Raw genomic sequence first — 7,051 nt, 5'->3', positions numbered from 1 at the left:
AAGCGTTCCACGGCCGAGCGCGCCTCGGCCGTCAGTTTCACTGCGTATTTCTGGGTTCGCATGATCGTCTCCTGGCTTCCAGACAATCATCAGACCCAAGACATGACCAAACATTGCACTGCTACCGTGGCGAAGCACTACGGCCTGCACGGCCGGAAGCCCCATGTTCCGGATCTCCGCGACCAACTCCTGCGCGACCTGAGCGCCCAGCCTGCGGCCGGTGCTGATCTCCTCCGCCGTTTGCGGCATCGGGTGTTCGACGGATCGGCCCGCGAGAGCGGACTCGGACGGGGCGTCAGCAGGGGTTGCCGCAAAGTCATGGACGATGATGCGATCGGGCTTGGCGACCCTTTCGCCCTCATACGGCTGACGCTCGGTGACGTTGCTGGATGCGCACCCGGCCAGAACGACCAGGGCGAATAAACTTGGTGCGGCAAGGCTAAGCAGTTTCATGGCAGGCCTCCGAAGGCAAATCAATCGGGTGAATTGCGAAAAGGCCGAGACCCATCGCCCCGGCCCGATAGATGCTATTCGTCTTCAATGTCCTTGACGTCGATCAAGGAATCATGCCGCATTCGAACAGCTTGTTGGCGATGGGCGCCGCCACGCGGTTGATGAATTCGGCGCGCATCTGAGGATCGTTCTGTAACATCTGCACCGCCCGGTCCATCATCTGTGCCTTTTTACCCGAAGGCGGCTGGCTCTTCTCATTCGCCAGTTGTTGGCAGGAGGAGGTCTGGTATTTCTGCAGGACTTTCTGGACCACCTTGTCCATCATGGGATATTGGCCCGGTTGAGCGCTGGCGGCTCCGCAGCAAGGGAGCCAATATAACCAGGTTGAAACGTTTGATCATGGCTTTCTCCTTATTTCAGGCCACGGTTGTTTGAACACGATCTCGAACATTTGAAACGTCGTCATTTCCCTTTTGGGGTATCACGCAGATCCGATTTCATTTCGGTGCGGGGTGGGTAATGCCCACCCCGCACCGACGGCTTAATATCCCGAGGGCGGAGGCACAGGCATGTAGATAACGCCGCTATTGCCGTAAGCCTGGGTATACCAGGTGGAGCCGCACTGATAATAGGTCACGCTCCCAACGACCGTGGGGCTGGCAGCGCAGGGCAGGCTCGCGGAGCCCGAGGGTGGGGGGGCGGTCTGGACTACGGTCGTGGATGGGGCGGTGGACGCCGACGACTGACCCGCAGCATGGCCCGCAACGGCGCCCAACGCCGCCGCACCGATCGCCACGGCCGCGACTTCGCCGTCGTCCCAGTTGTCTTCGTCATGATAGTAGTACCCCGATGGCGGCGGGTAGCCCGGTCGGTAGTAAGTCCCCTCATAGGACTGCGCCGCTTGCTGCCGGCTTTGCTGCGCTTGTTGCTGCTGCTGTTGGCGGCTCTGCTGCGACTGCTGTCCGTATTGCTGCCGACTCTGCTGCTGCTGCGAGCGCGCCTGCTGGGCCTGCTGTTGTTGCTGTTGCCGGCTTTGCTGCATCTGTTGCGCCGAACCGGTTGCCGCACCGCCCTGATAGCTTGCCGCTCGCGGCGGCGCCACTGCGGGAAAAACCGCCCCCGCCGCCACCGCCACGGGAAAAGCCACCCGCCGCAGCTCCACCGCCGCCTCCCGCCCGGCCTCCACCTGTCCCCCGGGCGGCGGCGTAATCCATGGTTCCCATCAGGAAAACAAAAGCGCCGGCCATAGCCGTGACGATCAAAGAAGGTCTGGTGTTCATTTCTGTCCTCCGGTTTGCTCTGGGCTTGCCGCACCTTGCGGCGCGATTTGTGGCAATTGCGCGAGGAAGGCGATCTTCTGTGCCCCTTCGGGCGGGGTGAATGCGAACTGGGCATCCCGGACTTCGGGCGAGAGATTCCAATCGGAGAACTGCGCCCGGAACTGCGGCTGGCCCTTCGCATTCTTGTAAGTCAGCACCGCTCGGACCGGCAACGGCTGAGCACCCTCCGCGATCCAGACCTGGTAATCCACCGTCTCGGTGCGACCCGCCAGATGATGGGCCGGCATCCCGTCGATTACGGTCCTCTCCACATAGTCGAGCGACTGGGTCCGGCGTTCGAGCTCGGCGGGAAGCCGGCTGACCAAAAGCATGGCCAGCGGCAGTCTCATGTTGAGGTCCTTGAGGAAATACATGACCGCCGCGTCGATGCCGCCGGGTTTGTAAGCCTGGGCATAGACGTTCTGCGACGGGCTGAACGTCGTGATGGTCTTGCCGTCGTACAGGACGAGATGCTTGTCGCCGTCGCTATGTTCCGCCTCGACGCGCAGATGGTTTGGCCGGCTCACGGTGATCTTCCGGCTCTCGCCGAATTCGATCTTCTGGCCGGATTCCTGGACCACGTCGTAACTGCCCCGGAGGTTCACGCTGAACCGCGGGGTCTTGGCCAAAAATTCGGCCATGCGCAGGAGAATATCTTTCGGCTCCGTCGGCTCCACCACCGCTTGTGGCGCCGGTCCCTGGGCGGCCGGCGGCTCCGGACGCGTCGTCGCCCGCTTCTCCGCGCAACCCGCCGTTACCGCCAGGACCGCCACGCATAGCGCGGCGCCTGCGGCCGATCGCCATTGTCTTGCCTTCATTAGCCTGTCTCCTGCTTTCGATGACACGGGTTGAAACTTCATGGATCCATCCATGGGCTTTTTGACCCCTCCCGCGGGAGAATCGTTTCGGAAATATCAAGGACATAGCGGAGCGCAAATCCCAATCCAGCGACTTCGGCCTTCTCGTTACAGCCCCGGCGGCAGCTTTTCCCAGGGATAGCCCTTGGCGGCCAGGTCATGGCCGGTCTGGAACAGCTTCTTCATGTAGTCGGTATCGAAGTCTTCCTTGTGCGGAGCGAAGAAACTTTTCGGGATGTAGGCGAGATTGAAATCGATGCTATCCCGCTGGGTCTCGGCATAGATCTGGTACAAATCGCCGACGCCCTGGGTTTGGATCAGCGAGGCAATGGCACGGCCGGCGATGCTGAGGGTCCGGCGCTCCACCTCCGCCCAGTCGGGGTCCAGGCGGGCATTGCGGATGACATAAAGCCGACGGTCGCGAACGATGCCGCGCTGCTTGCTGAGTTCGGCCACCTTGAGGGCGGGCGGGTAGAGGAACACTTAGGCCATGGCGCCGCCGTCGACGTGCATTTCCTGGTAGCGCCGGCCGCGATTGCGTCGCCATTTTTGGCAAAACCTTTTGGGACCTCCCAGTCACCAAAAGGAGCCAATTGTGGCGACGAGTAGTGCCTTCGGCGGCCCACGTTCGTCCCAATCGCAAACGTCGCTTTAGTCGCGACCTTCCTGCGTCCGCCACGCCTGCGCTACCGCTACGACTCCGATCAAACATCCGGCCCTTATATCTCGATTCTGTTCTCTACAACAGTCAGAATCCCCGACTGATCATCGGGAGGAGAGGGAGAAGTCGCTTTGGCCCTGAGGCTTCGAGCCTGTGCCGTAGATAGAACTCTCCCTCCTCCACACCCGCCTTGGCAGTTCGAACGGTATGCGTAGGCCCCCGCTGGCGGGTGAGCTTGAATCACCATAAGGCTGAACCGGGCGCGTGGCTCCGAACGATTTGCACCCTCATTGTTGACCCAAGACCGGTAGACCTGAACCTATGCCCCAAACCATCATCGGCGTGGACATCGCCAAACGAAAATTCGATGTGGCCCGCCTCTGTGAGCACAAATACCGCCACAAGAAATTCGACCACAACGCCCAGGGTTTCGTGGCCTTCCTCGACTGGCTGAACAGCTTCGGCGATCCCCAGCCGTGGGTCTGCATGGAGGCCACTGGCGCTTACAGTGTCCCCCTGGCCGAGTTCCTGGTGGAACGAGGCTACCGGGTTAGCGTCGTCAATCCGGCCAAGATTCACGCCTTTGCCAAGAGCGAGTTGAGTCGCACCAAAACCGACAAAGTCGACGCCAAACTCATCGCGCGGTATTGCCTGAGCCTGCAGCCGGACCGGTGGACGCCACCGCCTCGCGCGATCCGTGAGCTACAAGCCCTGTTACGCCGCGTCGAGCACCTGCTCGAAATGCAGCAGATGGAACGAAACCGTCTAGCCACAGCCGATCCGGCCATCGTCGCTTCGCTCAAAACCGTCCTGGACATGCTGGACAAGGAGTTGGAGGAGACTCGCCAACGCATCAAAAGCCTCATCGACAACGATCCCGATCTCAGGCAGCGACGGCATCTCCTGGAGTCCATTCCAGGCATCGGACCCGCCGCTTCGGCTTACCTGCTGACGGCCCTGAGCCCCCATTATGGCTTCTCCAGCGCCAAACAGGCCGTGGCCTATGCGGGTCTCGCACCAGCAATCCAAAAGTCCGGCAAATGGGTCGGCAAAACCCGCCTTTCCAAAACCGGTGACCCTGCCTTGCGGAAAGCCCTGTACCTGCCCGCACTCGTCGCATGGCAATACAATCCGATTATCCGCACCTTCTGTCAGCGTCTTAAAGACAACGGGAAGAATGGCAAAGCCATCGTCTGCGCCGCCATGCGCAAGCTCATCCACATCGCTTTCGCCATCCTCCAATCCGGGAAGCCGTTTGATCCCAAATTATCGCTTGCATGAATTCGTTCAAGACGGTATCTACGGCTACGCGGGGGTCGTCGCACGTCGCTCCGCTGCCGCTACGCTTCCTATGCTCCTTCAAGGATATGTGTGGACGTGACACTAGAAAGCATGTTGAATCTTCGTCGAACACCGACAGCAAACAGCATACTCATATCATCAACATTTTCTCCGCTAGTTCCGTCAAAATCTGCCTGGGCAGCTTGCCCGTCTCCGAACGGGGCAATTTATCCAGCAGATACAACGGGCGGGGCAGGAAAACCGGGTCGAGACGCGCCTGCAGTTCCGCGAGCAATTGCTCCTTAGTCTTGCCTGGAGCCACGGCGAACGCGGTCAGGCGAACGGTCCCTTCCGAACCGTCCGGCACAAAAAAGGCCCCATCGAGAACCCCCTCGATTTCGTTCAATACGTGATTCAAGGCGCTGAGAGAAGTGCGCTTTCCGGCGATGTTGACCAGATCCGCGGTGCGCCCCAACAGCCTAAAATGCCGGGGGCCGCAGCACTGGATCAAATCGTTCAACACGATAGGCCCGGGAAGATGGTCGGCATCGACCAATGATGCTTCGGCTTTCTCTTGGAAACGCACGCCGTTGAACGCACACCACATGTCGCCTTGACTCGTGCGACGGGAGGCAATCGAACCGGCTTCCGTACAACCGTAGATCTCCAGCGCACGCGTTCGAAACAGGCTTTCCGCCTTAACTGCCCAGTCGCGAGAAAGAGGCGCCGTGGCGGACACGATGAATTCGATCTCCGGCAAACTCTCCCCGGCTTCGATCAGAGCGCGAATGTGCACCGGCGTCGTCACGAGAATCCGGGGCGTCGGGCAGTTACCCAGGACCGCGCGGATATCGGCCGGAAAAAATGGCTTGCCGGAATGCAGCGCCACGCCAAGACAAAGCGGCAGAAGAATACTGGTTTCGAGACCGTACATGTGCTGAGGCGGCACCGTGGCGATGACCGTAGCCGGCTGTCCCGGCTCCAAACCGAGCTCCGCACCGATCAATCTCGCGCTTTCGCAAAAAATTCGCCACGTCTTGACATGAGGCTGCGGTTGGCCGGTGCTGCCGGAGGTAAAGGCGATCGCCGCGATTTGATCTCCTGAAATTTCCGGAGCGCAAGCGCCCAGCGGCGACAACGGATGTGGACTGCAATCGTAATGGACGATCATCTCCACGCCCCCCGGGCACTCAGGACCGTCCACCAGGCAATAAAGGTGCGGATACTGTTCCGCCAGTTGCTGCAAAACCCTCGGCGCCCGGCTCGACGGCAGCAGATTGATTTGCCCCTTGAGCAAAGCTGCAGCGAAGGCCGTAAGGAACCGGTACCGGTTCTCGCATAGATTGACCATGTAGGGGCGATCGGGGAGATTCGCCGCCAGATTCAAGACCTCCTGGAGAAACTCGTCAACAGTGACGGAACGACCATTGTCGATGGCGACGACCTGTGCATCGATAAAACGGCCAATCAACGGATGGTAGAGTTTGGGAGGTATAGCGCCGTTCGACGCGGCGTTATCTTGATATGTCGTTAACGGCCTATTCGGCACGGGTGTGATCTCGCTGCTTCTGGAATGGACGGCTACGGGCGAATTGCGCGAGGACTATACGCAAAGACTAAGGGGATTTAAAGCAAGCCACGTTTTCTTCGCATACAAACCACACCCCGTTGAGAAATGCCCTTTAGGTTACCGTTACACGAAATCCTGCGCAGCTAAGCGCCTGTTACTGAAGCATGGTGGATACCGCTCCAAATTTGCCTTAAGCCAGCAGATAAATTTACAAGCTTCGGCACAATCTGGTATTAAGGGGATGGCGCTTCGATTTCGCGCGCCCGGATGTCGATCCAAGTTCAACAACCTCAAGGAGAGTTCCAATGAAAAAGATAATGATAATCGTGGGTGGTTTGTTGTTAATCGGCCCTATCCTAGCCCACTCGACCAGCCATACTCCAGGAGCCGGTCCCATGGGAGACGGAGCGGGCGGTTGCGGCTGGGGCTCTTTGCTGTTCGACGGCAACAGCGGCGTCGGCGCCCATTCACTCGCCATTACCACCAACGGCAGCTTCGGCAATAATACCTTCGGTGTATCGTCCGGCACCAACGGCTGTAACGCTGACCAGACCATTCGCTACAAGGGCGGCCGCATGTACATCGGCGCCAACATGACCAAACTGGCCGAGGACATGTCCCGCGGAAATGGCGAAACGCTTGCCGGGCTTTCCGAAGTCCTGGGGATTGCAAAGGAAGATCGGCCGGCCTTTTACACGTTGGTCAAAAAGCATTTCGCCGTCATTTATCCCCGAGAATCCGTAACCGGCGACGAGGTCATGGACGCTTTGATCGTTGTGATGAAGTCTGATTCCGCCTTGTCAAAATACGTCGGCTAATCCGTTCCTTGTGAGGCGCTCTCCAACCCCGAAGCGCCTCATCCTTTCTTCTACGGTGAAATCGGTATGGCGCCTGGCCGCCGCTCTGATAC

The 7,051-nt window shown here is 59.5% G+C and carries 8 protein-coding genes; 3 read left to right on the top strand and 5 right to left on the bottom strand.

What is annotated here, in order from left to right; translation table 11 throughout:
• Window positions 1-423 (top strand): hypothetical protein (locus VEB01_RS17260; RefSeq protein ID WP_324877590.1); only part of this gene is annotated, 423 nt, incomplete at its 5' end.
• A 133-nt stretch (window positions 424-556) separates the two neighbouring features.
• On the opposite strand, the gene VEB01_RS17255 is transcribed toward VEB01_RS17260, so the two are convergent.
• From VEB01_RS17255 to VEB01_RS17240, 4 genes are all read right to left on the bottom strand, one after another.
• Window positions 557-778, bottom strand: a complete 222-nt coding sequence (locus VEB01_RS17255; RefSeq protein ID WP_324877588.1) for a hypothetical protein — start codon at window positions 776-778, stop codon at window positions 557-559.
• Window positions 779-994: 216 nt separating this feature from the next.
• On the bottom strand, window positions 995-1,600 hold the full coding sequence (locus VEB01_RS17250; protein ID WP_324877586.1) for a hypothetical protein: 606 nt from the start codon (window positions 1,598-1,600) through the stop codon (window positions 995-997).
• Between the two features lie 129 nt (window positions 1,601-1,729).
• The gene (locus VEB01_RS17245; RefSeq protein ID WP_324877584.1) at window positions 1,730-2,590 is read right to left on the bottom strand and encodes a DUF2092 domain-containing protein; all 861 of its coding nucleotides are present in this window, start codon (window positions 2,588-2,590) and stop codon (window positions 1,730-1,732) included.
• Window positions 2,591-2,737: 147 nt separating this feature from the next.
• Complete coding sequence (locus VEB01_RS17240) at window positions 2,738-3,112, bottom strand: hypothetical protein (RefSeq protein WP_324877581.1); 375 nt, start codon at window positions 3,110-3,112, stop codon at window positions 2,738-2,740.
• Window positions 3,113-3,611: 499 nt separating this feature from the next.
• Between VEB01_RS17240 and VEB01_RS17235 the strand changes: the two genes are divergently transcribed.
• Window positions 3,612-4,571 carry an IS110 family RNA-guided transposase gene (locus VEB01_RS17235; protein WP_324877580.1) on the top strand — a complete coding sequence of 320 codons (960 nt, stop codon included), beginning with the start codon at window positions 3,612-3,614 and terminating at the stop codon, window positions 4,569-4,571.
• Between the two features lie 151 nt (window positions 4,572-4,722).
• Here the strand turns inward: VEB01_RS17235 and VEB01_RS17230 are convergent, their stop codons facing one another.
• Window positions 4,723-6,120: an AMP-binding protein gene (locus tag VEB01_RS17230; RefSeq protein WP_324877578.1), complete on the bottom strand. Its 1,398-nt coding sequence runs from the start codon at window positions 6,118-6,120 to the stop codon at window positions 4,723-4,725.
• Between the two features lie 326 nt (window positions 6,121-6,446).
• Between VEB01_RS17230 and VEB01_RS17225 the strand changes: the two genes are divergently transcribed.
• Entirely contained in the window at window positions 6,447-6,959 is a 513-nt protein-coding gene (locus tag VEB01_RS17225; RefSeq protein WP_324877576.1) for a DUF3015 family protein, read from the top strand.
• Window positions 6,960-7,051 lie beyond the last annotated feature (92 nt).

This window comes from Methylocaldum sp., from assembly GCF_035627495.1.
Lineage (GTDB): Bacteria > Pseudomonadota > Gammaproteobacteria > Methylococcales > Methylococcaceae > Methylocaldum.
The sequence above is the reverse complement of the archived record's forward strand: the minus strand, read 5'-3'. Positions and strand labels throughout refer to the sequence as shown.